The sequence below is a fragment of the Methylobacterium sp. W2 genome (genome assembly GCF_020662345.1).
GTDB lineage: Bacteria > Pseudomonadota > Alphaproteobacteria > Rhizobiales > Beijerinckiaceae > Methylobacterium.
Genome location: NZ_VMOA01000033.1, coordinates 1 through 25,611, shown reverse-complemented (window position 1 = coordinate 25,611; position 25,611 = coordinate 1). Strand labels below are relative to the sequence as shown.

General features: G+C 65.3%; 28 protein-coding genes. 9 read left to right on the top strand and 19 right to left on the bottom strand.

Annotation, left to right across the window (positions count from 1 at the left end):
• Window positions 1-29 precede the first annotated feature (29 nt).
• Window positions 30-461 carry a flagellar assembly protein FliX gene (locus tag FPV16_RS17605; protein WP_227439675.1) on the bottom strand — a complete coding sequence of 144 codons (432 nt, stop codon included), beginning with the start codon at window positions 459-461 and terminating at the stop codon, window positions 30-32.
• A 281-nt stretch (window positions 462-742) separates the two neighbouring features.
• Between FPV16_RS17605 and FPV16_RS17600 the strand changes: the two genes are divergently transcribed.
• Genes FPV16_RS17600 through FPV16_RS17590 form a run of 3 tightly spaced genes read left to right on the top strand, consistent with a single transcriptional unit; the run spans window position 743 to window position 2,817 of the window.
• Window positions 743-1,885, top strand: a complete 1,143-nt coding sequence (locus FPV16_RS17600; RefSeq protein ID WP_227439674.1) for a flagellar basal body P-ring protein FlgI — start codon at window positions 743-745, stop codon at window positions 1,883-1,885.
• Between the two features lie 43 nt (window positions 1,886-1,928).
• Entirely contained in the window at window positions 1,929-2,345 is a 417-nt protein-coding gene (locus FPV16_RS17595) for a rod-binding protein (protein WP_227439673.1), read from the top strand.
• On the top strand, window positions 2,329-2,817 hold the full coding sequence (locus FPV16_RS17590) for a hypothetical protein (protein WP_227439672.1): 489 nt from the start codon (window positions 2,329-2,331) through the stop codon (window positions 2,815-2,817). Before FPV16_RS17595 ends, FPV16_RS17590 begins: the two co-directional genes overlap by 17 nt.
• A gap of 7 nt (window positions 2,818-2,824) precedes the next feature.
• Here the strand turns inward: FPV16_RS17590 and FPV16_RS17585 are convergent, their stop codons facing one another.
• The gene (locus FPV16_RS17585; RefSeq protein ID WP_227439671.1) at window positions 2,825-3,154 is read right to left on the bottom strand and encodes a porin; all 330 of its coding nucleotides are present in this window, start codon (window positions 3,152-3,154) and stop codon (window positions 2,825-2,827) included.
• A 151-nt stretch (window positions 3,155-3,305) separates the two neighbouring features.
• Between FPV16_RS17585 and FPV16_RS17580 the strand changes: the two genes are divergently transcribed.
• Window positions 3,306-4,130 carry a hypothetical protein gene (locus tag FPV16_RS17580; RefSeq protein ID WP_227439670.1) on the top strand — a complete coding sequence of 275 codons (825 nt, stop codon included), beginning with the start codon at window positions 3,306-3,308 and terminating at the stop codon, window positions 4,128-4,130.
• Between the two features lie 30 nt (window positions 4,131-4,160).
• Here the strand turns inward: FPV16_RS17580 and FPV16_RS17575 are convergent, their stop codons facing one another.
• From FPV16_RS17575 to FPV16_RS17540, 8 genes are all read right to left on the bottom strand, one after another.
• Window positions 4,161-4,376 carry a hypothetical protein gene (locus FPV16_RS17575; protein ID WP_227439669.1) on the bottom strand — a complete coding sequence of 72 codons (216 nt, stop codon included), beginning with the start codon at window positions 4,374-4,376 and terminating at the stop codon, window positions 4,161-4,163.
• Between the two features lie 677 nt (window positions 4,377-5,053).
• Window positions 5,054-5,395 (bottom strand): Grx4 family monothiol glutaredoxin, encoded by a 342-nt coding sequence (gene grxD / locus FPV16_RS17570; protein WP_227439668.1) that lies wholly within the window; start codon window positions 5,393-5,395, stop codon window positions 5,054-5,056.
• A gap of 65 nt (window positions 5,396-5,460) precedes the next feature.
• Window positions 5,461-5,676: a DUF29 family protein gene (locus tag FPV16_RS17565; RefSeq protein ID WP_227439667.1), complete on the bottom strand. Its 216-nt coding sequence runs from the start codon at window positions 5,674-5,676 to the stop codon at window positions 5,461-5,463.
• Between the two features lie 22 nt (window positions 5,677-5,698).
• Window positions 5,699-5,935, bottom strand: a complete 237-nt coding sequence (locus FPV16_RS17560) for a BolA family protein (RefSeq protein ID WP_227439666.1) — start codon at window positions 5,933-5,935, stop codon at window positions 5,699-5,701.
• Window positions 5,936-5,960: 25 nt separating this feature from the next.
• Window positions 5,961-8,180, bottom strand: a complete 2,220-nt coding sequence (purL, locus tag FPV16_RS17555) for a phosphoribosylformylglycinamidine synthase subunit PurL (protein ID WP_227439665.1) — start codon at window positions 8,178-8,180, stop codon at window positions 5,961-5,963.
• A gap of 158 nt (window positions 8,181-8,338) precedes the next feature.
• Window positions 8,339-9,484 carry a hydrolase gene (locus tag FPV16_RS17550; protein WP_227439664.1) on the bottom strand — a complete coding sequence of 382 codons (1,146 nt, stop codon included), beginning with the start codon at window positions 9,482-9,484 and terminating at the stop codon, window positions 8,339-8,341.
• A gap of 160 nt (window positions 9,485-9,644) precedes the next feature.
• Window positions 9,645-11,501, bottom strand: coding sequence for a DNA helicase RecQ (gene recQ / locus FPV16_RS17545; RefSeq protein WP_227439663.1), 1,857 nt, complete (start codon window positions 11,499-11,501; stop codon window positions 9,645-9,647).
• A 171-nt stretch (window positions 11,502-11,672) separates the two neighbouring features.
• Window positions 11,673-12,311, bottom strand: a complete 639-nt coding sequence (locus tag FPV16_RS17540; RefSeq protein ID WP_227439662.1) for a LysE family translocator — start codon at window positions 12,309-12,311, stop codon at window positions 11,673-11,675.
• A gap of 116 nt (window positions 12,312-12,427) precedes the next feature.
• Between FPV16_RS17540 and FPV16_RS17535 the strand changes: the two genes are divergently transcribed.
• Window positions 12,428-12,583 carry a DUF5993 family protein gene (locus FPV16_RS17535; protein ID WP_227439661.1) on the top strand — a complete coding sequence of 52 codons (156 nt, stop codon included), beginning with the start codon at window positions 12,428-12,430 and terminating at the stop codon, window positions 12,581-12,583.
• A 10-nt stretch (window positions 12,584-12,593) separates the two neighbouring features.
• A complete protein-coding gene (locus tag FPV16_RS17530; protein WP_227439660.1) occupies window positions 12,594-13,220 on the top strand; it encodes a disulfide bond formation protein B in 627 nt (208 codons plus the stop codon).
• Window position 13,221: 1 nt separating this feature from the next.
• Here FPV16_RS17530 and recF read toward each other — a convergent pair whose 3' ends face one another.
• The 4 genes from recF to rpsT form a co-directional block, all read right to left on the bottom strand.
• Window positions 13,222-14,385: a DNA replication/repair protein RecF gene (gene recF / locus FPV16_RS17525; protein ID WP_227439659.1), complete on the bottom strand. Its 1,164-nt coding sequence runs from the start codon at window positions 14,383-14,385 to the stop codon at window positions 13,222-13,224.
• Window positions 14,386-14,426: 41 nt separating this feature from the next.
• Window positions 14,427-15,548: a DNA polymerase III subunit beta gene (gene dnaN, locus FPV16_RS17520; RefSeq protein WP_227439658.1), complete on the bottom strand. Its 1,122-nt coding sequence runs from the start codon at window positions 15,546-15,548 to the stop codon at window positions 14,427-14,429.
• A 176-nt stretch (window positions 15,549-15,724) separates the two neighbouring features.
• Window positions 15,725-17,236, bottom strand: coding sequence for a chromosomal replication initiator protein DnaA (gene dnaA, locus FPV16_RS17515; RefSeq protein ID WP_227439709.1), 1,512 nt, complete (start codon window positions 17,234-17,236; stop codon window positions 15,725-15,727).
• A gap of 566 nt (window positions 17,237-17,802) precedes the next feature.
• Window positions 17,803-18,069: a 30S ribosomal protein S20 gene (rpsT, locus tag FPV16_RS17510; RefSeq protein ID WP_019907046.1), complete on the bottom strand. Its 267-nt coding sequence runs from the start codon at window positions 18,067-18,069 to the stop codon at window positions 17,803-17,805.
• Between the two features lie 458 nt (window positions 18,070-18,527).
• Between rpsT and FPV16_RS17505 the strand changes: the two genes are divergently transcribed.
• Together FPV16_RS17505 and FPV16_RS17500 are read left to right on the top strand one after the other, a co-directional pair.
• The gene (locus FPV16_RS17505) at window positions 18,528-19,160 is read left to right on the top strand and encodes a glutathione S-transferase family protein (protein ID WP_227439657.1); all 633 of its coding nucleotides are present in this window, start codon (window positions 18,528-18,530) and stop codon (window positions 19,158-19,160) included.
• A 52-nt stretch (window positions 19,161-19,212) separates the two neighbouring features.
• Window positions 19,213-19,620, top strand: a complete 408-nt coding sequence (locus tag FPV16_RS17500; RefSeq protein ID WP_227439656.1) for a VOC family protein — start codon at window positions 19,213-19,215, stop codon at window positions 19,618-19,620.
• A 23-nt stretch (window positions 19,621-19,643) separates the two neighbouring features.
• Here FPV16_RS17500 and FPV16_RS17495 read toward each other — a convergent pair whose 3' ends face one another.
• The 4 genes from FPV16_RS17495 to ubiE form a co-directional block, all read right to left on the bottom strand.
• On the bottom strand, window positions 19,644-19,853 hold the full coding sequence (locus FPV16_RS17495; RefSeq protein ID WP_227439655.1) for a hypothetical protein: 210 nt from the start codon (window positions 19,851-19,853) through the stop codon (window positions 19,644-19,646).
• A 245-nt stretch (window positions 19,854-20,098) separates the two neighbouring features.
• A complete protein-coding gene (locus FPV16_RS17490) occupies window positions 20,099-21,370 on the bottom strand; it encodes a phosphopantothenoylcysteine decarboxylase (protein ID WP_227439654.1) in 1,272 nt (423 codons plus the stop codon).
• Between the two features lie 99 nt (window positions 21,371-21,469).
• Complete coding sequence (gene ubiB / locus FPV16_RS17485; protein WP_227439653.1) at window positions 21,470-23,026, bottom strand: 2-polyprenylphenol 6-hydroxylase; 1,557 nt, start codon at window positions 23,024-23,026, stop codon at window positions 21,470-21,472.
• A gap of 109 nt (window positions 23,027-23,135) precedes the next feature.
• The gene (gene ubiE, locus FPV16_RS17480) at window positions 23,136-23,909 is read right to left on the bottom strand and encodes a bifunctional demethylmenaquinone methyltransferase/2-methoxy-6-polyprenyl-1,4-benzoquinol methylase UbiE (protein ID WP_227439652.1); all 774 of its coding nucleotides are present in this window, start codon (window positions 23,907-23,909) and stop codon (window positions 23,136-23,138) included.
• A gap of 145 nt (window positions 23,910-24,054) precedes the next feature.
• On the opposite strand from ubiE, the gene mutM reads away from it, so the two are divergent.
• Entirely contained in the window at window positions 24,055-24,975 is a 921-nt protein-coding gene (gene mutM / locus FPV16_RS17475; RefSeq protein WP_227439651.1) for a bifunctional DNA-formamidopyrimidine glycosylase/DNA-(apurinic or apyrimidinic site) lyase, read from the top strand.
• 7 nt (window positions 24,976-24,982) lie between these two features.
• Here the strand turns inward: mutM and FPV16_RS17470 are convergent.
• On the bottom strand, window positions 24,983-25,611 hold a 629-nt coding region (locus tag FPV16_RS17470; RefSeq protein ID WP_227439650.1), incomplete at its 5' end, for a YidB family protein.

Genomic DNA, 25,611 nt, shown 5'->3' with positions numbered 1-25,611 from the left:
AAGGCCCTCGCTTCCGACGGCAGGCCCGGTCAGCTGGCTTGAGCGGCCGACAGCTTGGCGAGTTCCACCGCTGCGCGAAGCTCGATATCGGCGATCAGCCCGTCGAGGCGCGGATCGCCGCTGGACTCGGCACGCTCCGAGAGGCGGCTCGCGATGGCTTGGAGTTCCCGCGTCGAAACCCTTCCCATCACCAGGGAAGCCTTCAGCCGATCGAGGCCGTCGAGAAGGTCGTGGCCACGCTTGGCGAAGCGACGGCGGCGCTCGCCGGGCTGCTCGCCCTGGCCCTGCAGGGTCAGGATCGCGTCGAGCCCCGCCAGCGATGTGGTCGGTGCGGTGGTGGCCGAAGAGGTGGTTGCGGCCGCATCACCGCCAAGCAGGAAGGAAGGGGACGCATCCGTCCTGCGCAAGGCGGGCGAGGCAGCGGCCGAGGCGTGGGAGACGAGGCGGTTATCGACGCGCATGAGCCGTCTCCGAAAATCAGGGCGTCGCTTCGCCCATCGGCACGACGATCGTTCCGCTCAGCAGAATCCGCCCCCGATGGTTAATCATCCGTAAACGACCGGGCAGAAGCTGCCGGGTCGGCAGGGAACGCAGTCGGCGCAAGGAGGGAGGGCAACGGCCGGTTCAAGATAATGCGTTGTATTTCAGAGACTTGTTGGATTGAACCGTTTGGCATGGTCCTGGCAGACCAACCGGCATGTCAAACGACCACGACATGCCCCGCCGACCAGCAAAGCGCATCATGCCAATCGCGATCGCCCGGCCCCATCGATACGTCTCTCTCGTCCGCTGCGTCGCCGCGATGCTGGCGCTGTTCGGCGCCCTCAGCGGCCAGGCCCTCGCCCTGTCGCGGGTCAAGGATCTCGCGAGCATCGAGGGCGTGCGCCAGAACCAGCTCGTGGGCTACGGCATCGTCGTCGGCCTCAACGGCACCGGCGACACCCTGAACAACATTCCGTTCACCCGGCAGTCCCTCCAGGCGATGCTCGAGCGGCTCGGGGTCAACACCCGGGGGGCCACCATGCGCACGCAAAACCTAGCGGCCGTGATGGTCACCGCCAGCCTGCCGCCCTTCGCGACCCAGGGAAACCGCATCGACATCACGGTCTCGTCCCTGGGCGACGCCAAGTCCCTCCAGGGCGGCACCCTGCTGGTCACGCCGCTTCTCGGCGCCGATGGCGAGGTCTACGCCCTGGCGCAGGGATCGGTCGCCATTGCGGGCTTCTCGGCCGAGGGCGATGCCGCCAAGATTACGCGCGGGGTGCCCACCAACGGGCGCGTGCCCAACGGGGCGATGATCGAGCGGGAGACGGCGTTCAAGATGAATGACATGCGCTCCCTGCGCCTCTCCCTGCGCAATCCGGACTTCACCACCTCGAAGCGGATCGCCGCCGCGATCAACGACTTCATGGGCGCCGACACCGCCGAGCCCACCGACCCGGCCACCGTCACCCTGCAGATCCCGGCCAAGTACAACGGCAACATGATCCGCCTCGTCACCGAGATCGAGCAGCTGAAGATCGAGCCCGACCAGACGGCGCGGGTGATCGTCGACGAGCGCTCGGGCATCATCGTCATGGGCCGCGACGTGCGCGTATCCACCGTCGCCATCGCTCAGGGGAATCTCACGGTCACCATCACCGAACAGCCGCAAGTCAGCCAGCCGGCCCCGCTCTCCAACGGCACCACCACGGTGGTCCCGCGCACCGGCGTCAAAGTCGACACCGGCGAGGGCAACAAGCTCGCCATGGTCAAGGAAGGCGTCACCCTGCGTGAGCTGGTGGATGGCCTCAACGCACTGGGAGTCGGCCCCCGTGACCTGATTTCGATCTTGCAAGCGATCAAGGCCGCCGGCGCACTCCAAGCCGATATCGAGGTGATGTGATGCACCTCCCTCCCTTCCTCCTTCCACTAGAGAGGCGATGACCATGCTGTTCGCACCCCTCGCCGCCAAAGCCGCCCTCGGGGTCGGCCGGGCTATCGTCGGCGACATCGCCAAATCGGTGGGCAATAGCCTCAAGGAAGAGACGGCCAAAGCGGCGTCGATGTCCGCAAATAGCAGACTTGCGGCGGCCTCTGCCAAGACACCTGCGGAGATCAAGGCCCGCAAGGCGTCCAACGAGTTCGAAACGATGTTCCTGGAACAGACCCTGGAGCGGCTCAGCGCCTCGGAGGGCACCGATGGCCCCCTCGGCGACAACGGCACCGGCGGGGCGGTTTATCGCTCAATGCTGACCAAGGAATACGCGGGCCAAATGGCAAAGAGCGGCGGGGTCGGCATCGCCGATCAGGTCTACCGCGAGATGATCAAGATGCAGGAGGCTGGAAATGCAAGCCGCAACTGAGACCAAATCCCTGCGCATCGCGGACAAGGCCGGCGCAGATGCGCTGATCGCCCACATCATGCAGACGATGCAGGCGCTGGAGGATATCCTCTTGGAAGAGGGAGGCCACGTTCGAGTCGGGCGCCTTCGCCAGGGCCTGTCGCAGACCGAGCGCAAGACTGCCCTGGGGGCGTCCTACATGCAGAGCCTGGAGGTGGCCAAAGCCAATGCCATCGCCTTGGCACGGTTCGCTCCGGAGTCCATCGAGGAGCTTAAAACCGCTCACCGGCGGTTCGCCCAGGTGGTGGAAACCAGTCAGATCGTGCTGGCGACGGCACGCACGGTCTCCGAGAGCTTGGTCAAGTCCCTGGCCGACGACATGAGTCGCTCGAGAACGGCCACCGTGTATGGACGCCCGTCTCAGCCGCCGTCACCCTATGGCAGGGGCCCGGCGGGACGAAGCCAACCTCTGGTGCTGTCGCGCAACTTTTGAATTCGTCTCAACGCTGACCCGCATCGATCCGGACATAGGTCCGAACCGGGCCATAACCTGTCTCCGTGCGGGTATCGACAGCCAGGCGGCCGCTGGCGATCGGTCGGGAGGCGGGGCCGTCTTCGCGGGAGCGGAGGTCGAGCCCCGCCGCAGCCCGTCCGCCAATGCGGATGCAGGTCTCCGAGCCGGGAATGCGGATGAAGCCCGAACCGTGCCTGGGGCAGGGCTTTGCCGCCTGCTTCGGCTCCGGCCGCACCGGCTCGAGCGCTACGGCGCGAGATGTCAGGTTCGTGATCACGCAGAAAATCAGGCTGCTGAGCAGTGTCGCCCTCATCATGCGTGTCGCTCCCCGCCACTGCATCGGAACCGTCATCAATACCCCGTCCGCTGCCAACAATCGATACCGGTTCCCATCCTCCGTCCGGTAACCTTTCGGTAAACAAACGTCCTTAATCATTCATGACACGGTCAAACGGGATGCATGGGTCATGGCGGATAAGGTCATCGGGGCGGCGGAGTCCGATCGGTCGCCCGAAGCGCTTTTGAAACAAGCTGTCAGCGGCGCCAAGGCGAAGCCCGCGACGGTGCCAGAGAAGCGCAGGCGCCTGCCATTGTTCACCCCGCTTTTCGCCGGCGTGACGGCGGCGGCCCTCATGATCGGCGTCACCGTGGGCGCAGGTACGATGAGCATCGTTTCGCAGAAAGCTGAGCCATCCTCCGAGAAGCTGGCGCAGATTCAATCCCGCCTGGATATCCGCCAGGCGGACGTCGCCCAGCTCCAGGCCGACATCGAGAAGTTGGGGAAGGTCCTTGCGCAGGTGCAGGATGCCACCGAGGTTGTCCGGAGCGAAGCGAAGAACCGGTCCGCCACCCTCAACGATCGGATCGGCAAGTCCGAACAGGTTATCGTTTCGAAAGTCACAAGCCTTGCCGACCGGCAGGATCAGACCGAGCGAGATCAGACGGCAAAGATCGCGGCTCTGACGTCGCAACTGGAGAAGCGGACAATGGCGGCGACTCCGGCAATTCCGGTAGCGCCGCCTCAAGCCGCAAAGGCCCATCAACCTGAACCTACAGAAACCGGGTCACTGCCGGATAAGGCGAAGGCTTCCACGCCGGCGGTGATCGAGAGTTGGGCTGTGCGAGAGGTCTATAACGGTATCGCCGTCATCGAAGACCGCCGTCATCGCCTCGTTGAGGTCGGCCCAGGAGACACGATCCCAGGCGTCGGCAAGGTCGATTCGGTAGAGAGACGCGGACGGAGCTGGGCTGTCGCAACGAAGCAGGGACTGATCATTAACCAGACTTGGTAGGCCGGCTAACGATATCCTACTCTCGACGACTCAAGACAACTGCACTTCGATCTCAGGGTCACGCAGGGAGTGCGGATACCGCGCCTCGATCGTGATCGGATCAGCCATGGAGCACCCGCGCGCGGCGCGGTTGCGGCCATGTGTCAAAGCTCGATCCTGCGCTTCCTGGGTGGGAAACAGGATGGCAGCGAGGAGGGCTTGTCCCTCGAACTCGGAATCGAGGTTCTTTGCTTCGAACACTGGCATTGCGGTCACCAGACCTAGAGCCGTGCGAACTTCGCATCGGTCGGTATGTGCGTATAAACAGATAATGTGGATTCCGGCAACAAGTTCCCGACGGCCACGAATGTTTACGCTTAATTTGCTTTTTGCATCGCCACGAAGTTTTTGCAGTGCGGCAACGCACCTAATTACAGATTTGCGCCATTTTATTAAAGCTTCCGCAGTGCAGGAAGCAATTTTGGGCGATAAAACATCATTTTCCCCTGAATCAATTCAATATTTCTTAAAATCTGAGATTTTTAATCTGTAATTCTAAAAAGCCCCTGAATATACCGATGACGTATTGGCGCTTACCGGACACACATAACCTTTGTCTCGCGAAAGAATACCCCGCGATCATTAGAAAAAATCCAATCCAGTCCTGAAAAAAACTATTTGATGTTATATTTTCCTGAAACGGAGAACTCTTACTCAGCTTTATTCAGTATTTCGACAAAAATTCGACCAAACCATGTGGAGGTCCATGATGCCTTGCGATGGACGGTCCATCGCCCGTCATCCTGCCGGCATATGACTTACCGCCGAAGGCCTTATGGAACGGACCGTCATGCCTTCGACCGGTCACGAAGCAACCGACACGAAAAAGGGCGCTCGCGCGCCCCTCATCGATCCCTGATCTCGAAAAACGATCGTCGGTCGTTTCAGGCGACCGCAGTCGCTTTTACCGCCACACCCTTCTCCGTGAGGAACTGCTGCAGTTCCCCCGATTGGAACATCTCGCGGGTGATATCACACCCACCCATGAACTCGCCCTTGACGTAGATTTGCGGAATGGTCGGCCAATTCGAGAAGGCCTTGATACCGTCGCGGATCGCCATGTCATCGAGGACGTTCACGCCCTTGAACGGCACTTCGAGGTAATTGAGAATCTGCACGACCTGCCCGGAGAAGCCGCACATGGGAAATTGCGGCGTGCCCTTCATGAACACGACGACGTCCTGGGAATCGATCTCGGTCTTGATGGCGGTGTTAACGTCGGTCATGCAAATATCCTTTTCAGGAGTGAGGCGGGGCACTGACGGTTGAGGTCAGTGTTTTTCCGGCGATTTCAAGATCGTCGCTTCAAGAGATGCGCCAGGGTTTGAACGAGGAGGCTTTCAACCGCCTGGACCTGCGAACGCCCCACGCTCTCGATCTCCTCGGCGACATTCTCCCAGTCCAGCATCTTGGACAGATCGGGACGTCGCGCGAGCACGCGCAGAGCGGCCGCCTGTTGCTCGGTCCAACTCACAATGTCGTCGTCGTACAGGCTCGGCTGGTCCATGGGGACGCCCCGTTGATCGCCCTCAATCTTGCGGGACCCCGGTTGTGAGCGCAAGGGCGTGGAGCACGCCCCCCATCCGCCCCTGGAGCGCATTGTAGACAAGCTGGTGCTGGGCCACACGCGTCTTACCCTTGAACGCGGAGGAGATGACGGTAGCGGCGTAATGATCGCCGTCGCCAGCCAGATCCTTGATCTCGATCGTGGCGTCGGGCAGCGCCTCACGGATCATGGCCTCGATCTCGCGCGCATCCATCGGCATCGGACGTATCCCTCTCGAATGAAACTCAGACCGTTGCCGGCCGGGCGGCCATGTAGGCCGGCAGCCAGTTTTCATGTGCTTCGCGCAGGTCCGCGACCGGTATGGTTTCGCCACCCGGCAGGGTCAAATTCCGAGACCCGGTAAGACCGATGACAGCCGCCGGAATCCCCTGCGCGTTGGCACTGTAGAGGAGGTCCGCCACGTTCTCCGGATCGACGCTGAGCAGGTAGCGAGCCTGATCCTCTCCGAAGAGGTAGGCGTGCACCGGGAGCCCCGCAGGCGCCTCGGGCAGGGTCGCACCGACGTCGCCAGCCATGGCCATCTCAGCCAAAGCCACGGCGAGGCCACCATCGGAGAGATCGTGCACGGTGTCGACGAGGCCCGAGACGATGAGGCTGCGCACGAAATCGCCATTACGGCGTTCGGCCGCAAGATCGACCGGCGGCGGCGCACCGTCCTCGCGTCCGAAGACCACCGAAAGATAGACCGACTGGCCGAGCCAGCCTTCCGTGGCGCCGACGAGGACGAGCATGTCGCCTTCGCGTTTCAGCGAGATGGTGGCGTGTCTCGTGACATCGTCGAGAAGGCCGACGCCGCCGATGGTCGGGGTCGGCAGAATGCCGACGCCGTTGGTTTCGTTGTAGAGCGAGACGTTGCCGGACACGACGGGGAAGTCGAGAGCGAGGCAGGCCTCGCCGATGCCCTTGAGGCAGCCGACGAGCTGACCCATCACTTCGGGCTTCTCCGGGTTGCCGAAATTCAGGTTGTCGGTGATGGCGAGGGGCGTCGCGCCCACCGCCGTGATGTTGCGCCAGGCTTCCGCCACGGCCTGCCGACCGCCCTGGACCGGATCGGCCTCGCAATAGCGCGGCGTCACGTCGGCGGTCAGGGCGAGGCCCTTGGGGCCGTCCTCGACGCGCACGATGGCGGCGTCGCCACCCGGCTTCTGCACGGTGTTGCCGCCGATGAAGTGGTCGTACTGCTCGTAGACCCAGCGCTTCGACGACAGGTCTGGGGAGCCGACCAGTTTCTTCAGAGCCTCGGCATTTCCGATCGGCGCGGGCACGTCGGCAGCGGCGAGGATCGGTTGGTGCGTGTTGGCGATATGCGGCCGGTCGTAGAGCGGGGCCTCGTCACCGAGTTCCTTGATCGGCAGGTCGGCCATGGTGACGCCGTCGTGCTTCACGACGAAGCGCAGCGTGTCGGTAGTGTGCCCGATGATCGCGAAATCGAGGCCCCATTTCACGAAAATGGCCTCGGCCTCAGCCTCCATTCCGGGCTTGAGCACCATGAGCATGCGCTCCTGGCTCTCCGAGAGCATCATCTCGTAAGCGCTCATGTTCTCTTCGCGGGCCGGCACCTTCTCGATGTGGAGTTCGACGCCGAGATCGCCCTTTGCCCCCATCTCGACGGCCGAGCAGGTCAGCCCCGCCGCGCCCATGTCCTGGATCGCGATGACGGCACCGGTCGCCATCAGTTCCAGGCAGGCCTCCAGCAGCAGCTTCTCGGCGAAGGGATCGCCGACCTGGACCGTGGGCCGCTTCGATTCGGAGGCGTCGTCGAACTCGGCGGAGGCCATGCTGGCGCCGTGAATGCCGTCGCGGCCAGTCTTCGATCCGAGATAGACGATCGGGTTACCCACCCCGGTCGCCGCCGCATAGAAAATACCGTCGGTGTGGGCGAGGCCCACCGCCATGGCGTTGACGAGGATGTTGCCGTCGTAGCGCGGATGGAAACCGACAGCGCCGCCGACCGTGGGCACGCCGAACGAATTGCCGTATCCGCCGATGCCGGCCACCACGCCGGAGACGAGGTGACGCGTGCGCGGATGGTCGGGCGAGCCGAAACGCAGGGCGTTCAAGGCCGCGATCGGCCGCGCACCCATGGTGAACACGTCGCGCAGGATGCCGCCAACCCCGGTTGCCGCGCCCTGATAGGGCTCGATGAAACTCGGGTGGTTGTGGCTCTCCATCTTGAAGACGCAAGCGAGGCCATCGCCGATATCGATGATGCCGGCATTCTCGCCGGGCCCCTGGATCACCCACGGCGCCGAGGTCGGCAGACCGCGCAAGTGCTTGCGGGAGGACTTGTACGAACAGTGCTCGTTCCACATGGCGGAGACGATACCGAGTTCGGTCAGGGTCGGATCACGCCCGATCAGGCCGCGGAAGCGCTCGTACTCGTCCGGCGTCAGGCCATGCTGGCGAACCAGCTCCGGTGTGATCGGAACATCGTTACGGAACATGCGACCCCTCTCGACCGCTCAGGTATCTGTCGCACCCCTCCCGATCTCAGGATGGTTTTGCGAGGTTCACCAAGTCCGGTCGGCTCTAGAGGGTAAGCGCCCGTGCTGGCAACTCATCAAAGCGGCGTCCCGCCATTCGCCCTCACGGAAACGCGCGGTCAGACGGGCTTCTCGGAGGCGGGCTCACCTGCAAGACGCAGGCGATCGATCGCGCTGTGGATAGGCTCGGGGCCGGCGACAAAGGCGACGTAATCGAACGCCTGCGGGTTCAAGCTCGACATCAGCAACTGGAAATGCATGCGGAACAGGTTCCACTTGCGCCGGGCGATGATGTTTTTCTCAATCAGGTCAGTGATGCGGACATGGATCTCCACCGGCCGGTGAGCAGGCGGAGAGGGCAGACCGGAGGCACTGAGCACGTCGCGCTGGTGGACGGAGAGCCAGTCCCACTTCGCGCGCACGTCGAGCCAGCGGATGGCGCGGCATGCCGCCACCCGCGCGAGGGCCGCACGCATCTCGCCAGCCGGCGCATCGAGGGTGATCCACGGGATCACGCTGCCGATACTGACGAAAGAAACCGGTGTGCCGCGCTGCCCGAAGCCGGGATCCTGCGTCAGGACCCTGTCGAGGGCCTCGATGCCAAGAAAGCTCGAGGAGGAATGTCCGATAACGACGATCTCGCTCGCCTTGCCGTCAGCGGCGCGGATCTCGTCGGCGAAGGCATCAAGCCGCCGGCGCATGCGCGTCTCGATACCGCTGGCATGGTCGTGGGTGAAAGCGGTGTCGTCCACAAGGTGAGCGACGTAGAACGGCTTCCCCCGGGTCAACGCCATCAGACCGGTGAGGAGGGCGTAGGCAAGGACCGGGATCGCCGCGGGCGACCAGGGCCGCCAGCCTGACGGTCCGAGGAGGGCCGGCAACGCCGCGAGGATCAGCGAGGCGATGACGAGGCCGGCATAGATCCGGTGGACGCCGATGATGACGCGGGCGAAGCGCTTGGCTTCCCGGCGAAAACTGCGAACATAGCCGCTGCGGTAGAGGCGCCACCACAAGGAGGGCACTTCTACGAGCCGCCGCCAACTCGATCGCGGAAAGCGAGCCCGGACGATGTCATCCCAGCGCAGGAGGGTGTAGCGCGTGGAAGCCCCGTCCACGTTCACCGTCCAGTCGAGGCGCAACCCATCCTCCGACCGCACAGGATCGCTCACGGCGATGGCCATGCCGCGCCTCACCGCCGTCAGCCGGCTCTCGCGCCGGAACAAGCCCCAATAGGTTTCGGGCTCACGCGGATCGAAACCCGGCATGTAGAAGATCTGGCGCGGAAGGCGATCTGTGGCCGGTGAATCCGAAGCGATGGGACGTTTATCCGTGCAGTCGGTGAAAAGGACGGGCGGTGCGAAAGAACGACGCGCTGGAACCGGTCCCTACACGATCAGGTCGACCTCGTGCGAGTGCGATTCCGCATCAGGCGTCGCTCCCAGCCCCTTGAGCGAGGTGCTCGGCGATGGCAGTGACGAACCGCTCGCCATAGGCATCGCGCTTGCGCTCACCGACGCCGTGGACCGTCCGTAGGGCATAGAGATCGACGGGCTTCGCCCGCGCCATCTCGATCAGGGTCCGGTCTGGGAACACCATGAAGGCGGCGATGCCCTCGGTGCGGGCGATGGTGGCGCGCAGGCCACGCAGGTGCTGGAACAGTGCCTCCGTCGCTGCGTCGAGATCGAGGGTCGCGTCCTCGCGAGGCGCGCTGCCACGCTTGCGGTCGCGCGGTTCGGCGAGTTTCGGCTCGGGGTCGGGGCGCATCTGGATCGCCTCGCGGCCGAACAGGATCGCCTCGCCCTTCTCCGTCAGCGAGAGGCCGCCGAACCCGTCGTCGTTCTCGGCCACCGCCCCCGCGGCAAAGAGTTGGCGCAGCATGGCGCGCCAAGCCGGCAGGGGCTTGTCGGCGCCGACGCCGAAGGTCTTCAACGCGGTGTGGCCGTTGCGCCGGATCGTGTCGGTTTCCTTGCCGTGGACAACATCACAGACATAGGCGGCGCCGAAGCGCTGGCCGGTTCGAACAATGGCCGAGAGCAGCTTCTGCGCCGGCACCGTGGCATCCACGAGGGAGATACCCGAGCGGCACAGGTCGCAGCGACCGCAGGGCTCGCTCGCCTCGCCGAAATAGCCGAGCAGGGATTGACGCCGGCAAGTGGCGCCCTCGCAGAGGGCGATCATCGCCTCGAGCTTGCGCCGCTCGACGCGACGGCGCTCATCGGGCACGTCCTTCTCGTCGATCTGGCGCCGGCGCAGGGACATGTCGTCGAGGCCGTAGATGGTGAGCGTGTCGGCGGGCAGGCCGTCGCGGCCGGCGCGGCCGATCTCCTGATAATAGCCCTCGACATTAGAGGGCATGTCGGCATGGCAGACGAAGCGCACGTCGGGCTTGTTGATGCCCATGCCGAAGGCCACGGTGGCGGTCATCACCACCCCGTCCTCCTGCAGGAACGTGTCCTGATTCTTCATCCGTGTGCCCTGGTCGAGGCCGGCATGGTAGGGCAGGGCGTTGAACCCGTCCTTGGCGAGCGTCTCGGCGAGTTGCTCCGTGCGCTTCCTCGACGAGCAGTAGATGATCCCGCTCTCCGAGCGGCGATGCTTGAGGAAGCGCTCGATCTGGCGGGTCGGGTTGTCCTTCGGCGTGAAGGTCAACCGGATGTTCGGCCGGTCGAAGGAGTGGACGAAAGCCTTCAGGTCGCGCCCCGCGGGGAACAGCCGCTCGGTGATGTCAGCCCGCGTCGCCTTGTCGGCGGTGGCGGTGAGCGCCAAGGTCTGGACATTCCCCAACGCCTCGCGCGCCCTGGAGAGGTCGCGGTATTCGGGGCGGAAATCATGCCCCCATTGCGAGACGCAATGAGCCTCGTCCACGGCCAGCCGCCGCACCCCGGCCCCGCGCAGGGCGTCCATCAGCCCTTCCATCATCAGCCGCTCAGGCGAGACGAAGAGGAGCCGAAGATCGCCGTTGCGGATCTTGCGCCAAGTCTCCCGCGACGTAGCCTCCGCCACCGAGGAATTGAGCGTCGCAGCCTCGACGCCGAAGCCGATCATCTGCTGCACCTGATCGTGCATGAGGGCGATCAGCGGCGAGACAACCACAGTGAGCGAGGATTCGACGAGAGCCGGCAGCTGGTAGGTCATCGACTTGCCCGACCCCGTCGGCATCACCGCGAACACATCGGTCCCGTCGAGGACGGCGCCGATCACCTCGTCCTGTCCGGGCCGGAAATCGTCGTAGCCGAAGGTTGTCTTGAGGGCGCGTCGAGCTTCGTCGAGGCGGTCGGTCATGAAGTGCCCGTCATCGCGGTCAGGGGAGGACAGCAGGCGAGTGTCGCGCCGGCCATCCTCGGCACAGCAACCACGCCTTTGCGGCCGCCATTTGCCAGGATGGTGGCTTTGACGGCCCGAAGCCGCGAGGTCAATCGGCGGGATCGCCGCCTCGCCTCGATGGCGGGCGCATCAGCGCGACGCAATCGCGACGGCGGCACCGGCCATGACCGTACCGGCTCCACGATTGAGGAGCCGCCGCGCCCTGACGGAGGTCATCACGCGCCGGGCCCTTTCGGCCGCCAGGACGTAGCCCGAGAGGACGGTACCAAGGACCAGAACGATGGTGGCACCGAGTTCCACCAGCCCTAGAGCATCGACCCGGTCGAGATCGACGACCGTCGGCAGAAGGGCGAGGAAGAACAGGATCACCTTCGGGTTGCCCAAAGTGACGGCGAGGCCGCCCGCGAACAAGCGCAATGCGCCCTCGTCGCGCAGAGGTGCCGCGTCAATCGCGTACACCCGCGATGTCCAGGCTTTGAACGCCAGGACGGCGAGATAAATCGCGCCGGCATACTTCAGGGCCACCAGGAGCGGCGCGAAAGCCTGGGCTATCAGGGAGAATCCCCCCGCAGCCATGGCGAACCAGACGAGGTCGCCGACGATGAAGCCCGCGACGAAGGCACCGATACCACGCGTGCCGACGGCGAGGACACGCGCCACCAGGGCCGCGATGCCCGGTCCAGGCGAGGCCACGGCGGCCGCGTAGATGGCGGCGAAGACGACGAGATGCGCGAGGGAGATGACGCTTGCTCCTGTCGACAGCTGCAATAGAGGGCAAACCAAGTCTTCTCCTCTTAAGTCACCCGAAAGGAGATGTCTGCATAGGTGAGACAAGCGGCAGTCGGACTTGACCACGGGCCGACGAAAGACGGGCGAGCAGTTCCATGATGGTCCTTCCCTTCCTCGGTTTCGCGGGCGCCACTGGGGCGGCGATGGCTGGGAGACGGGGCCTCGCCCTGCTCCTCTGGGGCCTCTCCCTGGGCGTGCTGCTGGCCTTGTTCCGCGAGCACGCCACCGACGCCCTGCAGCTCGTCTTCTGAAGGCCACGGAATGTCCGCACCGTCCCTTGCCCGCGCACTCAATGCCGCGGGACTTCTTGGCTGCAGCCTGATCCTGCTCGTGGCGTTCTGGTTTCAGATCGTGCTCGGTGAATTGCCTTGCCCGCTCTGCGTGCTTCAGCGGGCCGCGTTCACGGCGACCGGCATCGGGCTCGTCCTCAATGTCTGCGACCGGCCGAGGCCGTCCCATTATGCCATCGTCATCCTGAGCGCCGTGGTGGGGGGCGCGATCTCGGCGCGTCAGACGGCTTTACACATCGTCCCCGGAACCGGCACCTATGGCTCGGACCTGTTCGGCCTCCATTTCTACGTTTGGGCGCTGATCGCCTTCACCGGCATCATCATCGTCACCGCCATCCTGTGTCTGTGGGAGGGGCAGTTCTCGCTCGAATCCGCCATGCCGCGCCCGGAGACGGTTTCAGTCCTCGGACAGCCCATCGGAACGGCGCCGCCAATCCTTCCCGGCACCCGGGCCGGGGCGATCGGCCTTTCCGTCGTCCTGTTGTTTTTCGTCGTGGCGCTGGCCAATGCCGGCTCGACCTTCGCCGAATGCGGCTTCGGCCTGTGCCCGGACAATCCGGTTAGCTACGAGATGTTCGATCGGCTCATCGCACGGTAAGTCAGGCGGGCACGATACGTCCGTCGGAGACCGAAACCATATCGGCCCGACCGTCGAGTTCGGCGAACAGCGCCGGATCGGCGCCCGTCATCCAGACCTGCCCCTGCAAGGCCGCCAAGGCATCGAACAGGCCGGCCCGCCGCCGCGGATCGAGATGCGCGGCGACTTCGTCGAGTAGGATAACGGGAGCAATGCCGCACATGGCTTGAACCAGGCGCGCATGAGCCAGGACGAGGCCGATCAGCAGGGCCTTCTGCTCCCCAGTAGAGGCGGTTGCGGCAGCCACGTCCTTCGGTCCATGGCGGACCATCAGATCGGTGGCCTGCGGGCCGATGAGGGTGCGGCCGGCGGCGCGGTCGCGGTGGCGGCCCTGGCGCAGAGCGGCCCTGAAACGGTCCTCGGCTTCCAGAGCAGGCCAGACGGCCACGAGATCGTCGAGGTCGCCTTCCAACCTCAGCCCCGCCCAGGGAAAGGGCTGCGCGTCGTCGCGGGTCTCTGCGATGAGCCGATCCAACCGCTCGGCAGTCTCGCGCCGCGCCAAAGCCACCGCGACGCCGAGTTCGGCAACCTCGCGCTCGATCGCATCGAGCCATTGCCCGTCGCTCGGGCGCTCCTCCAGCAGGCGGTTACGCGAGCGCAGGGCACGCTCCAAAGCATTGACACGGGCGCCATGCGTCGCGTCAACGGCAAGGACGAGGCGGTCGAGGAAACGGCGGCGGTCGCCGGCAGGCCCGCGAAACAACCCGTCGAGATCCGGCGTCAGCCAGACCACCCGCAGGAACTCGGAGAAGGCCACGGGGGAGCCCACCGTCTCGCCGTCGATCCGGCACAGCCGCGCAGCGCGGCCGTCGCCCACGGCTGGCTCGTAGCCCGTGCCGATGCGGTGGTCCTCCTCACCTTGTTTGAGCGCGAGGGAGACGGCAAAACCACCGGGGCCGGTGTTCCGCGCCATGCTCGACAGATCCGCACGCCGCAGGCCACGGCCGGGAGAAAAGAGCGAGATCGATTCGAGCAAATTAGTCTTGCCCGCCCCGTTGTCTCCCACCAGCGCGACGAAGCGGCTCCCGACGGCGAGGTCGAGATCGGCATGATTGCGGAAGTCACGGCAGATCACGCGCGTCAGGCGCAGCCCGGCGACCGACGGCCCGTCGGTCGATGATTCCACGATGACCGAACGTTCTGGGGTAATCGGCGAAACGACCTCGATCACACCCTCATCGGCATCAGCACATACAGCGCCGAGGCGCCCTCGCGGTCCTGGATCAACGTCGGCGAGCCCGGATCGGCAAGCTTGAACAGTGCCGTGTCGCCCTCGAGCTGGCCGGTGATGTCGAGGAGGTAGCGGGCGTTGAAGCCGATATCGAGGGCGGAGGCCTCGTAATCGACGTCGAGCTCTTCCGTGGCGCTGCCTGAATCCGGGTTGTTGACGGAGAGGGCAAGGCGGCCCTCCTGCACCGCGAGCTTCACCGCGCGCCCACGCTCGGACGAGATCGTCGAGACGCGATCCACGGCACGGGCGAACTGGTCGCGCTGCACGGTGAGAAACTTGTCGTTCCCCGTGGGGATTACCCGCTGGTAATCCGGGAAGGTGCCGTCGATGAGCTTGGAGATCAGCGTCACGCCGCTCGCGAAGCGGAAGCGGATCTTGGCGGGCGACAAGTCGATCTCGACGGTCTCGCCGCCATCCTCCACCAGCTTCTGGATCTCGGCCACGGCCTTTCGCGGCACGATGATGCCCGGCATGCCACGGCTGCCCTCGGGGGCATCGATCTCGACGCGGGCGAGGCGGTGGCCGTCAGTGGCGACCGCGCGCATCTTCAGCGCACCGTCGACCTCGATCGTGTGGAGGTAGATGCCGTTGAGATAGTAGCGCGTCTCCTCCGTGGAGATGGCGAATTGAGTCTTGTCGATGAGGCGCTTCAGGTCGCTTGCCCCAATGGCGAAGCTGGTGCCGAGTTCGCCGGCGGCAAGGTCGGGGAAGTCACCCTCGGGAAGGGCGCCGAGCGAGAAGCGCGAGCGGCCGGAACGGATCGTCATCTGCCCGGTCTCGCCGCTGGTCTCCAGCGAGACCTGCGCCCCGTCGGGAAGCTTGCGCACAATGTCGTAGATCACGTGGGCGGGCACCGTGGTGGCGCCCGGATCAACGATGTCGGCAGGTACGGATTCCGTCACCTCGATGTCGAGGTCCGTCGCCTTCAGCTCCAATCCGTCGGGCCCGCTGCGCAGGAGCACGTTGGAGAGGATCGGAATCGTGTTGCGCCGCTCCACCACACGATGCACGTGGCCGAGCGATCGAAGGAGAGCCGCGCGCTCGACAGTGACTTTCATCGCAACAACTCGTCGTCATTCTTAAAAAACGTCGCCCACCCCGAAAACGATGACGGATGGAGCCGGCGGCTTGGCCGGTGAACTTGGCGAAGGCCCTGTCCGAACGCAAGAGCGCGGTACGCTCTATCCAGGGCAATGCGGGAGGGACGTCACCCGCATTGCCCCGATCCCGCTCGTCAGTCCTGCAGCATCCGCTTGAGCAGCTCGACCTCGTCGTTCAGCACGTTGTCCTCGCCGATCAGCTTGTCGATCTTGCGGACCGCATGGAGGACGGTGGTGTGGTCGCGGCCTCCGAAGCGGCGGCCGATCTCGGGCAGCGATCGCAGGGTCAGCACCTTCGACAGATACATCGCGATCTGGCGTGGCTTGACCACGGCGGCGGTCCGCCGCTCCGACAGGATGTCGGAGCGCGAGACGTTATAGCGCGAGGCGACCAGCTTCTGGATGTCCTCGATCTTGATGCGCTTGGGCTCGCGGTTCTTCACGAGGTCGCGGATCGCGGTCTCGGCCGTCTCCATGGTGACGGCGGTGCCGGTGAGCGTGGCATGGGCGAGAAGCCGGTTCACGGCCCCTTCGAGATCGCGGCCATTGGCGGTGATCGCGCGGGCCACATAGGTGGCCACGGTGGGTGACACCTCGAAATTCGGATGCGCCACCCGCACGGCCGCAAGCCGCGCCGACAGGATCGACATGCGCAGCTGCTCGTCCAGCGTGCCGATCTCGACCACGAGGCCGCCGGCCAGGCGCGACCGCACCCGCTCTTCCAGGGCTTCGAGTTCGGTGGGCGGACGGTCCGAGGCGACGACGACCTGGCGTCCCGCATCGATCAAGGAGTTGATCGTGTGCCCGAACTCGGCCTGGATCGACTTGCCCTGGATGAACTGGACGTCGTCGAGGATGAGGAGATCGATGGCGCGCAGCTTCTCCTTGAAGGCGAGCGCGCTCTGGGTCTTCAGGGCATTGACGAAGCCGTACATGAAGCGGTCGGCGGTGAGGTAGATCACACGGCGACCGGATTCGCGGGCGGCATGGCCGATGCCGTGGAGAAGGTGGGTCTTACCCAGGCCGACGCCGGCATGGAAATAGAGCGGATTGTAGAGGGCACCCTGTCCGTCATGACGGGCCACACGCTCGGCTGCAGCGTGTGCCAGGGCATTGGAGCGTCCGACGACGAAGCTCGCGAAGGTGAGGCGATTGTCGAGGGGCGCGCCGTTGAGGTCGCCGGAGGCTTCGCCGCGTGGCTGCGACGCAGATTCAACCTCTGCCGGGAAGCTCATCTCGCCGGATGACAGCTGCACGCTGCTGGCGGCCTGGAGACGGGCGAGGGGGCTTGCCGGAGCGGAGGACTTGACCGCCCCCGAAACGACACGGGGGGGAGCACCGGCTCCGCGCACGCCCACCTCGATGAGGGAGACGCTCTCCACCTCACTGCGGAACGTGGCCAGGACACGGTCGAGATAGTGGGATTCGATCCAGCTCTTGAGGAACCGAGTCGGCACGCTGAGACGAGCGGTGCCGGACACCACTTCGACCAGTTCGAGACGCGCGAACCAGCTGGCGAAAACGTCCTCGCCCAGTTCCGCCCGCAGGCGCCGCTTCACGCGAGCCCAGGCCGCAACCGTGTCCGATCCGCTTGCGCCACCCATGCCGGTCTCGGCGTTGCCCGCCACGCTACCATCGACATGCATCATCGCTCTCCTCGCGCCGAGGACGGAAGCCGCCGCCCGGAACGTACGCACACTTGACTGAGATCACGCCCCGCAAGGAATTCGCGGAACCCATAGAGATCCGGCGGAGTCAACACCCCCACCGCAGGCTTTTGCCAATGAGGAGACCCTATCAACAATAAGCTACGGTTCTCCTAACAACGGGGGTTGCGGGGAAAGCAGTGTGAGATGCCGCGAGAGTCTCGCTGATCCGCGCCGAGTCCAGAACCGTCCGAAGTCTTGCGGACGATTCGGATAGGTTTGAATTAAGTGTGAATTTTCTCGCTTTTGGCGAGAGATCATTAATCTACACAGCCCCTCTAGACTCCGCAACATGCCAGATTCGCCAGTAGGGTTAACGGTTCGACTCGGATTGGAGCCTCAACCAACTAGACGGGCCGGTCAGAGATGGCCGGCGCCCGCGACGAAAAATCCGGCAGGCTCTCGCTGCGGGAGCAGCGGAACTGGGACGAGAAACCGGAGCCTGAAACGAAAGAAGCCCGGCACTGAGGCCGGGCTTCTTTCGCGTCATCCAAGGAAGAGAGGGATCAGGCTGCGAGAGCCTTGACCCGCGCCGCGAGGCGCGAAACCTTCCGGGAGGCGTTGTTCTTATGAACGATGCCGTGCTGAGCGGCCCGCATGATCTCGGGCTCGGCTGCCCGCAGGGCGGTCAGCGCAACGGTCTGGTCGCCGCCGGCAATCGCCTCTTCGACCTTGCGGAGGAAGGTACGCATACGGCTGCGGCGCGAGCGGTTCACAGCGGTCCGCTTCGCGATCTTGCGGGTCATTTTCTTGGCCGACACGGTGTTGGCCATGGGGCATCCTCGTTCATGTAGGGCGATGCCGACGAGCCCGCGGGCTTGGTGTGTCGGTCTACGCGCGAAGGTTGTTCGGGCAATGGCGAAGCCGACGGGCTGCGTAAACGCGGCCTGTCGGCGAAGCGCGCTCTATAGACACGCCCCGGCATTCCGTCAACGCGACCGACGCGAATGTCCGTCCCGCCGATGCTGCTGAACCTTCGATTCTGCAACCGACGTTTCCGATGGACCACCCTGATCGGGACAAGCTGAGACCTGACACCAAGTATAGTATCCGGATACGGGCGGACCATCCATGACTTTGACAGTCAAACGGGGCGCCCCGATACAACCGGTTCGGTAACGGCACGATGGTCGGGTCCTTGTCTTTTTCTGCCCGGCGATGAAACGACGTTTGACCGGGACTGCGCATAAGCGAGAATGTCCTTCCACGATTCGCAACCGAAGCCGGGTATATGACCTCCGAGATTACGCTCTATCATTCACCCAACACGCGCTCTTCCGGCGTCCGGATCCTGCTGGAAGAGCTTCAGGCGCCCTATCGCCTACACGTTCTCAATATGCGGGCGGGGGAGCAGCGCGAGGCCGCCTATCTGGCGATCAATCCCCTTGGCAAGGTCCCCGCCATCCGGCACGGGGATGCGGTCATCACCGAGCAGCCGGCCATCTATCTCTACCTGGCCGACGAGTTCGCCGAGAAGGGCCTCGCGCCGCCGATCGGAGACCCGCTGCGCGGGCCCTATCTGCGCTGGATGATCCTCTACGGATCGTGCTTCGAGCCCGCGGTGATCGACCGCGCTCTGGAGAGAGAGCCAGGCCCCATGGCGATGTCACCCTATGGCAGTTTCGACTCGGTTCTCGATAGCCTCGTCGCGGGTCTGGCGACGGGGCCGTATCTTCTGGGCGAACGGTTCAGCGCCGCCGATATCCTCTGGGGTGCCGCACTCGCCTGGATGACCGCGTTCAAACTCGTCCCGGAAGAGCCCGTGATCGTAGCCTATGTCGCACGGATCAAGGATCGCCCCGCCTTCCGCAAGATGCAGGCGGAGGAAGCGGCTCTCGCCGACCGGCAGCAGGAAGCCGTCTGAGCGGCTCGGCACGCCGGTTCTCCATTCATGTCCAAACCAAGGAGCGTCAGACATGCGGGTGATCTTCATCAATCTGCCGGTGAAGGATCTCGAAGCCTCAAAGACGTTCTTCGGTGCCCTCGGCTTCACCTTCAACCCGGCCTTCACCGATGAGACCGCGGCTTGCATGGTGGTGTCGGACAGCATCTTCGTGATGCTGTTGACGGAACCGCGCTTTCGGGACTTCATCACCGGCGACATCAGCGACGCGACGAAGGCCACCGAAGTGCTGACCTGTCTCTCCTGCGAATCCCGTCAGGAGGTCGACGATACCCTGGCCAAGGCGCTGGCGGCCGGCGCCAAGCCTTGGAAGCCGAACACGGATTACGGCTTCATGTATGGCTGCTCGTTCCAGGACCTCGACGGTCATGTCTGGGAGCTGATGCACATGGATCCGGCAGCCATTCCACCGCAATCCTAGGAGGAGTGCTGTAGCCGCCGGACTCAGCCCGGCGGAAGTGCCCCGCCGGTCGAGCGCGTCATCAACGTCGAGGGAAGCGAGGAGGGGGCGAAGGCCGCCACGAGATGCATGCCGATGACGGGCCCGAAGACCAGTGTCATCATCACCACGAGGATCAACGCCACGCTGTTGTCGCGGGACGGGGAGGCGGCGCGCGAGCGGGCACGGCGGAAAGCAAGGGTCTGGAAGGTCATGGGCTCACCTCGTTCGACCGGCCGTCAGGGCCGATCGCGGATGAACCCGATCAAGCGATCAGGCGCTCAACACGCTGTCGGCCGAAGTCGGCGCGGTCCATCGACTACTGTCGCTGGGCATTGGGTTCGAAAGTTCCTGTGATCCACCGAGCCGAGCAGGTGCCGAGCGAAGGCGGTTGCGACCACATGATGCGGTGCGAAGGGTTCGTCAAGTCTTAACGTCGCATAAGCGAGATCGATCCGCATCACGATGCGAGCCGTGCGGCGAAGCGCTCCACCAGCCGTCGCCCGACCTCGTCCTTGTCGAGGGTCGGCCATGTCTCCAGCCCGCCCTCCCGGTCGAGCAGATGGATGGTGTTGGCAGTGCCGCCCATGACGCCGCCCTCGGCGGAGACGTCGTTGGCGACGAGCAGGTCGCAGCCCTTGCGGGCGATCTTCGCGCGGGCATGGGCGATCACCGAATCGGTTTCGGCAGCAAAGCCGACCACCAGGGTCGGGCGCCCCTCGCTGCGGTTGGCGATGGTCGCGAGAATGTCCGGATTCTCCACGAGGGCGAGGGGCGGCACGGCCGCGCCATCCTTCTTGATCTTGGACGCGCGGTCCTGCGCAGGGCGCCAGTCACCCACCGCCGCGGCGAAGATGGCGAGGTCGGCCGGGAGGGCGGCCTCCACCGCCGCCAGCATCTCCCGCGCGGTTTCCACGCGCACCACCGTGACGCCCTTCGGATCGGCGATCGCCACGGGACCGGAGATCAGCGTCACCTCCGCGCCCGCCTCTGCGGCGGCCGCGGCGATGGCGTGGCCCTGCCGCCCGGACGAACGGTTGGCGAGATAGCGCACCGGGTCGATCGGTTCGTGCGTCGGGCCGGAGGTGACGAGGACGTGCCGGCCGGCGAGGGGCTTCTGCGGCAACCGGCCCGCGAGGAAGCCGAATCCGCTGACCGTCGCCAAGGTCGCTTTCGCGTGGTCACCGAGCAGAGCTTCGACCGCGTCGGCGATTTCCAGGGGTTCGGCGAGGCGGCCCGGCCCGAATTCGGCTTCGGCCATGGCGCCGTCATTGGGTCCGACCACCCGGACACCGTCGGCCTTCAGGGTCGCGAGGTTCCGTCGCGTCGCCGGATGCTGCCACATGCGGACATTCATCGCCGGAGCGATCAGGATCGGCAGCGTCGTCGCCAGGAGAACCGTAGAGGCGAGGTCCGACGCATCGCCACTCGCCATCCGCGCCATCAGGTTCGCAGTGGCGGGCGCGACCACGATGGCATCCGCATCGCGCGCCAGCTTGATATGGCCGATATCGGCTTCCTCCGCCCGGTCGAACAGGTCGGTATGGGCGCGCTCCCCGGCGAGGGCAGCGGCAGCGAGGGGGGTCACGAATTCTTGCGCACCTGCCGTGAGCAGCGGGCGCACCCGCGCCCCGCGCTCGCGCAGGCGACGGATCAGGTCCAACGACTTGTAGGCGGCGATGCCGCCACCGATGATCAGCAGAATGCGTCGGTTCTGGAGGGGGAGGGTCATGATGGAGGGCTACTCCCGCTCGTCGTGATCGTCCACCGCGGACGGGTCCGGCACGGAACGACGAACAGCGACATGCTCGCCATCCCGTTCATTACGGTCCTACCGGAACGCCATCACCAGTGCCCCTGCCGCGATGGCCCAGAGCGCAGCCGTGGACCAGAGCGCCCGGCGGCGCTCCTTGCGGGCGATGCTCTCCAGCGCCTTGCGGTCGCCGGTTCCGCTTTCGTCGAGACGCACGAGGATACGGCGCAGGCGCTGGGCGAGATCGGGCAGGTCGGTGACGACGTCGGACAGGGTCAGGGCGGCGCGTCCCGCACCCTCGATTCGCCCGAGAGGCCCGAGATTGCGCGCGATCCAGGAGCGCACCACCGGCTCCGCCCCGGTCCACATGTCGAGCTGCGGATCGAGGGAACGGGCGACGCCCTCCACCACCACCATGGTCTTCTGCAGCATCACCAGCTCTGTGCGCGTGCTCATGTCGAACAGAGCGGTGATGTCGAAGAGCAGGGTCAGCACCTTGGCCATCGAGATCTCGTCGGCCCTGCGCTGGTGAATCGGCTCGCCGATGGCACGGATGGCCTGGGCGAAATCCTCCACCGAGTGGTGTGCCGGCACGTAGCCGGCCTCGAAATGCACCTGCGCCACGCGCTTGTAGTCGCGCAGGATGAAGCCGAGCAGGATCTCGGCGAGGAAGCGCCGTTCCATGATGCCGAGCCGGCCCATGATGCCGAAATCCACCGCAACCAGCGTGCCGCTCGCATCGACGAACAGGTTGCCGGGATGCATGTCGGCGTGGAAGAAACCGTCGCGGATCGCCTGCCGCAGGAAGGACTGGATGACCGCGAGGCCAAGCGCCTTGGGGTCATGGCCGGCGGCGACGATGGCGGCGCGGTCGTTGAGGCGGATGCCCTCGATCCATTCGCTCGACAGGACGTCCCGCGCGGTCAGCTCCCATTCGGGCTTCGGCACGCGAAAATCGGTGTCGTCCTTGGTGTTCTGGGCGAGCTCGGACATGGCCGCGGCTTCGAGCCGGAAATCCATCTCCATCATCACCGAGCGGGCGAGGATCTCGACCACGTCGCGCGGGCGCAGGCGCTCGGCCTTCGGCGACAGGGCATGGACCACGCGGGCCATGAACCGCATGACTTGGAGATCGCGCTGAAACCGCTCGCGCACGCCCGGCCGCATTATCTTCACCGCCAGCACCCGCTCGACGCCGTTCGCATCGAGGATTTGGGCCTTATGGACCTGGGCGATGGAGGCAGCGGCCACGGGCTCGCTGAAGGACAGGAACAGTTCGCGCACCGGCTTGCCGAACGCGGCCTCGACCACGCGGATCGCCTGTTCCTGCGGGAAAGGCGGCACCCGGTCCTGCAGCTTCTCGAGATCGAGGGCGGCGTTCATGCCGACGATGTCGGGCCGCGTCGCCAGGAACTGGCCGAACTTGACGTAGGAGGGGCCGAGCCGGGTCAGAGCGCGCTGCAGCGGCCCCGCCCCGGCGCCGAGGCCCGGACGTTCGAACATTCGCCCGAGCTTCAGGGCGAAGCGCAGGTGCGGCGGCAATTCGGTGGGGTCGATGAAAGACAGCCCACCTTCGCGCGCCAGCACGAAGCCGACCCCGGCGCCGCGGATGAGGTAGACGATGGCGCCTAGCATGGAGTGCTTTCAAGGCGGGCGTTCAAGGCTAAACGCCGCTTCAGTCCACCCATGCCCCTCATCCTGAGGTGGTGCATTAAGGCACCGATTTGAGCAGATCGATCCGGCGTCACGAGATCTTCCAGCCGGAATGGATCGCCACGATCCCGCCGGACAGGGGCCGGTGGGTGACGTGCTTGAACCCGGCCTCCTCTATCATGCCGGCAAAGCGACCCGGACTGGGGAACTTGCGGATGGATTCCACGAGGTAGCGATAGGATTCCGCGTCGCCGGCCACGCTGGCGCCCAGGCGCGGGATCACGTGGAACGAATAGGCGTCATAGATCCGGTCGAGGACCGGCAGATCGACCTTGGAGAATTCCAGGCACAGGAAGCGTCCGCCGGGCTTCAGGACGCGGCGCGCCTCGGCGAGGGCGAGGTCGATCCGGGGGACGTTCCGGATGCCGAAGGCGATGGTGTAGGCGTCGAAGGCCTCATTCGGCAGGGGCAGCGACTCGGCATTGGCGGTGACGAAATCGATCCGACCGTCATAGCGGTGGCCGGCCCGCTCGGCGCCGACGCGCAGCATCGCCTCGTTGATGTCGAGCACCGTGACATGGGTCTCGGGGCCACCCGCCTCCAGGCAGCGAAAGGCGATGTCGGCGGTGCCGCCGGCCACGTCGAGATGGTGGAAAGGTCGGTTGCGCGGCGGCCGCAGCATCGAGATGAGATGCGATTTCCAGGCGCGGTGAAGCCCGCCCGACATCAGGTCGTTCATCAGGTCGTAGCGCTTCGCCACGGAGCGGAACACGTCGTCGACACGCCCCTGCTTCTCGTCGAGCGCAACCTGCTCGAACCCGAAATGCGTGCTGGTCTCGTCCTTCGAACGCTCGGCCGAACTCATGTCACCATCCTCTTGCGCGAGCGTCATAGCGAAAGCCGGCCAGGATCGCCATGTGCCGGGTTAGACAGGTGCATGACGATCGGCGGCAGATGCCGGCCCTCGTCATGCAGGCACCATCCCACGATCCAGAGCCTCGCCCCCCTCCATGCCAGAACTGCCCGAAGTCGAAACCGTCCGTCGCGGGCTTTCCCCCGCGATGGTGGGCGCACGATTCTCGCGTGTGACCCTGCGCCGGCCGAACCTGCGGTTTCCCTTCCCCGAGCGCTTCGCCCAGCGGCTCGAAGGCGCCTCGGTGACCGATCTCGCGCGACGGGCGAAGTACCTTACCGCCGGCCTCGACACCGGGGAGACACTGATCCTGCATCTCGGCATGAGTGGGCGATTCGACGTGGCGTTGCCGGATGGTCGCAACGTCTCGCCAGGAGATTTCTACCTCGAAGGGGCGCTCGGCAACGCCAAGCACGACCACGTGGTGATGGCGATGTCGAACGGAGCCACCGTCACCTATAACGACGCGCGCCGCTTCGGCTTCATGGACCTCGTGCCGACCCTGAACCTTGCCGGCTGCAGGCATTTCGCCGCGATAGGGATCGAGCCGCTGAGCGAAGCCATGAGCCCGGAAAGCCTGGCGCTCCTCTTCCGTAACAAGATTACGCCCTTGAAGGCGGCACTCCTCGATCAGCGGCTGATCGCCGGTCTCGGCAACATCTATGTCTGCGAAGCGCTTCACCGTGCCGGGTTGCATCCCGAATTGCCAGCGGGAACCCTGGCAAAGGAGGATGGGCGGCCGACGGTGAAGGCACGATTGCTGGCGCGAATGATCCGCGATGTGCTCACCGAGGCCGTCGCTGCCGGCGGGTCCACCCTGCGCGACTATGCCCATACCGATGGCGGGTCGGGTTCGTTCCAGCATGCGTTCCGGGTCTACGACCGCACGGGCGAGCCCTGTACGGCGAAAGGCTGCGGCGGCACCGTCGCGCGGATCGTGCAATCGGGGCGCTCGACCTTCTACTGTGCCAACTGCCAGCCCGCCAAGCCGGGCAGCCTTGCGAGCCGCCGGGCCTGAGGCCGCGCTACCAGCCGCGACGCTCTTCTGGATCGGGCTTACGCCCCTGCGGTGTCAGACCGTCGATGACGCCGGGAAGTGCCTGAGCAAGCTGCGACAGCAGATCGTCGCGGGACAGGCCGGTGCGGCTCTGCAGCGTGTTCACGGTGTCTGAGCCGAGCGCATCGGCGAGCCGGTTGGGCTCCACCGGCTGGTTCTGTCCATGCCCGATCCAGGAACCGATGGCGTCGCCGAGGCCGCCGCGATGAAGCCGGTCGAACAACCCATCGAACCCACCGAGTTCATCGCCCTGGTCCTGATCGGGGCGGCTATAGGGCCCCGCGCCGGATGAATGTCCCTGATCGCGAGAGCCCTGGTAGCCCTGACCACCGCCGGGTCCATCGAGCATCCCCGACAGATCGCTGAAATCGCCTTCAGGCGATGATCCCCCCGATCCGCTGCTATAGCCGCCCCGGTCGCGGTCTTGGTTGAAGCCGCCCTGGTCAGCGTCGTCGTAGGGTTCGGGGGGACCGCGCCGGCCCTGCTCGCGCTCCTCGGGCGCTCCCCTGCCGCCGCCGAGGATATCGCTCAACCCGCCGCCACCCTTCTGTAGGAGCAGCATCAGCAGGGCTTGGACGATGGGCGACAGGGAGCCAC